Source organism: Muriicola sp., from assembly GCF_041567615.1.
In the GTDB taxonomy this organism is placed as follows: domain Bacteria; phylum Bacteroidota; class Bacteroidia; order Flavobacteriales; family Flavobacteriaceae; genus Muriicola.
In genome coordinates this window covers 1-2,682 of sequence record NZ_JBFGBM010000257.1, presented here as the reverse complement: position 1 = coordinate 2,682, position 2,682 = coordinate 1, and the positions used below count along the sequence as shown (strand labels likewise).

The window sequence follows — 2,682 nt, the reverse complement described above, 5'->3', positions numbered from 1 at the left end:
GCTTAAGAAGCCAATGGCGAGGTAGCTCAGGTGGTTAGAGCGCAGGATTCATAACCCTGAGGTCGGGAGTTCAAGTCTCCCTCTCGCTACAAAAAAAGACCACGATCGTGGTCTTTTTTTTCCTTAAAACAAAATGATTTGTCTGCATACCTGCTGAATGCACAGGGCTAAATCCTCCATTGTATTTCGTGTACCGGGCCTCAGCTCGCAAAATGTTATCCTAACCCTTCACTACTGCCACAGGTCTAAGTTTTGCGACTCTCTTCGCGATACCGGAATCTTGTACCGTATCGACCACCATATTTACATCCTTATAGGCTATGGGAGCTTCTTCAGCGATCCCTTTAAACGATCCTGCTTCTATATATATCCCTTCCTCTTTAAGCCGTTCCTTGAGAACAGGAGCGTTGACCTGCTTCTTCGCAGCTGTTCTCGACAAACGTCTTCCCGCTCCATGACAGCAGGAGCCAAAAGTGAGTTTCCCACTTTTTTCCGTTCCGGCCAGCACATACGAACAAGTTCCCATACTTCCAGGAATGATCACGGGCTGTCCCTGTTCTTTGTACGCGTCCGGCAATTCCTCAAAGCCCGGTCCAAAAGCCCTCGTGGCACCTTTTCGATGTACGATCACCTCGGCTTCCTGCCCGTTAACCTTATGTGTCTCAATCTTGGCGATATTATGGGCCACATCGTACATGAGTTTTAAAGGGACAACTTCAGGTCCAAAGATGTTCTGCCACGCTGTTCTTACTTCCCAGGAGATCACCTCCCTGTTGCACCAGGCAAAATTGGCGGCCGCACACATCGCCTTGAAATAATCTTGTCCTTCCGAAGAATTAAACGGAACGCAACAAAGTTCCCTGTCCGGGACTTCGATATGGTATTTGGGCATGGCCGACATCATTTTTCGGATGTAGTCTGTGGCTACCTGATGTCCGAGTCCACGAGACCCTGTATGTATCAACACTACGACCTGACCTTTGTAAAGCCCAAATGCTTCAGCTATGCCTTCATCGTAAATTTCCTCGACATAATCGACCTCCACGAAATGATTCCCGGATCCTATGGTGCCGAGTTGATTGGATCCTCTTTTTTTCGCCATATCCGAAACCTTGGAAGGGTCGGCGTTGGGCAGCCTTCCCTTACTTTCCATAAAAGCGAGGTCTTCTTCCGTTCCATATCCCTTGTGAACCGCCCACTGAGCTCCTTTCGAAAGTACAGTATCCATGTCCTGAGACGATAGTCTTATCTGTCCGCCCTTTCCCATGCCGGAAGGGATCTGGGTGTACAATTCTTTGGCCAGTGCCTCCAGGTTATCCCTTATAGCATGAATCTTCTGATCGGAAACCATCAATCGCACACCACAATTAATGTCGTAGCCTATCCCCCCTGGGGAGATGGCGCCTTCTGGGTAGGAAGTAGCCGCCACCCCTCCGATGGGGAATCCATACCCCTCATGGACATCCGGCATGACGAGGGAGGCGCCCACAATGCCGGGCAAGGAAGCTACATTGACCAATTGCATCAAGGATCGGTCCTCCATGATAGCATCCAACAGAGGTTCAGAGGCCAGCACCCTGGCAGGTACCCGCATCTGTGGCTTAAACGACTTGGGGATCTCCCACAAGTAATCCTCCAGTTTATTGATATGGGCTTTAGTGATCTTCATATGTTATATATCAAAAACGACCATGGACTCCCAAAGACCGTCCTTTTTGTAAACGTCAGCTTCGTGATACGTGACCGCCTTTATTTCCTCATCGAAACTTTCAACATAGTTTCCGTATAATTCGACCGAAGTTCTGTCAGCATCCATCCTCAAAAAATCAGCATTGCAAAAAATGGCGTTTTCTATATAGGTTACAGAAAGTACTTCGGATAACAAATCGATAAGCAAACAAGTTGTATCCGTTGAGCTGACTTCAATGGTTAAACTCAGATCAAAAGCCTCCTGCCCAACACAAAAACCCTCTTTTAAAATATTGCCCATCCCTCTGATACCATTGCAGAACAATGCTTCCAAAGTCTTCCCACGGATTTTCATTCGAATGTCTGCTGTATGGGGTAAATACTCTATCCACATCTTTCCGATCCTTTCCAACAATGAGGGTTCTTTTGAATATCCTTTACAGGAAACCTCCCCTATTCCAAAGGTTAAAGGGCTGCTCATGAAAAAGATACCATGATTTGCCGTGTCTCTTAAATATACGTAAAATCCAGGAGGCAAACGAAGCCATATGTCAGCAGAGTGAAAATACCTGCCGATTTATAATGGATTAACAGGGATGGGAACAGTTAATCTTCCACACAACAAAAAAAGACCACCTATGTGGTCTTTTTATTAGGTCCTGCGCAGAATTTGGAATTGACCTATTCTTTTTTCAGATCTATGCTAATATCTAATTTGAAAGGTGCTTAGGGAGTATTAAGAAAGTTGAGCACGTTATTTTCAATCCGCTTTTTGATGTCGCTGATATCAGCAGGACGGAATGCCTCACCGGTAATGTTTTCGAACAATTCTATATATCTGTCTGAGACGGTCTTGATATACTCGTCTGTCATCTCAGGCACCTTTTGCCCCTCTAGTCCCTGGAACCCGTTCTGGATCAGCCATTGACGGACAAATTCCTTGGAGAGCTGTTTTTGGGGTTCCCCTTTATCCTGTCTTTCTCTATACCCTTC

2 protein-coding genes, 1 tRNA gene and 1 pseudogene are annotated in these 2,682 nt (G+C 46.3%); 1 reads left to right on the top strand and 3 read right to left on the bottom strand.

Annotated features, from left to right (window positions below; genetic code table 11):
- Nucleotides 1–15: 15 nt before the first annotated feature.
- A tRNA-Met gene (locus ABYP73_RS12760) sits at nucleotides 16–89 on the top strand.
- A 131-nt stretch (nucleotides 90–220) separates the two neighbouring features.
- Here the strand turns inward: ABYP73_RS12760 and ABYP73_RS12755 are convergent.
- From ABYP73_RS12755 to ABYP73_RS12745, 3 genes and pseudogenes are all read right to left on the bottom strand, one after another.
- On the bottom strand, nucleotides 221–1,669 hold the full coding sequence (locus ABYP73_RS12755) for an RtcB family protein (protein ID WP_372974586.1): 1,449 nt from the start codon (nucleotides 1,667–1,669) through the stop codon (nucleotides 221–223).
- Nucleotides 1,670–1,672: 3 nt separating this feature from the next.
- The gene (locus ABYP73_RS12750) at nucleotides 1,673–2,170 is read right to left on the bottom strand and encodes an archease (RefSeq protein ID WP_372974585.1); all 498 of its coding nucleotides are present in this window, start codon (nucleotides 2,168–2,170) and stop codon (nucleotides 1,673–1,675) included.
- A gap of 245 nt (nucleotides 2,171–2,415) precedes the next feature.
- Nucleotides 2,416–2,682: pseudogene (locus ABYP73_RS12745) on the bottom strand (phosphoribosylaminoimidazolesuccinocarboxamide synthase); the annotation flags it as partial.

Coding starts and splice junctions, on each gene's coding strand:
- ABYP73_RS12755 (WP_372974586.1), bottom strand. CDS start 1,669: ATGAAGATCACTAAAGCCCATATCAATAAACTGGAGGATTACTTGTGG.
- ABYP73_RS12750 (WP_372974585.1), bottom strand. CDS start 2,170: ATGAGCAGCCCTTTAACCTTTGGAATAGGGGAGGTTTCCTGTAAAGGA.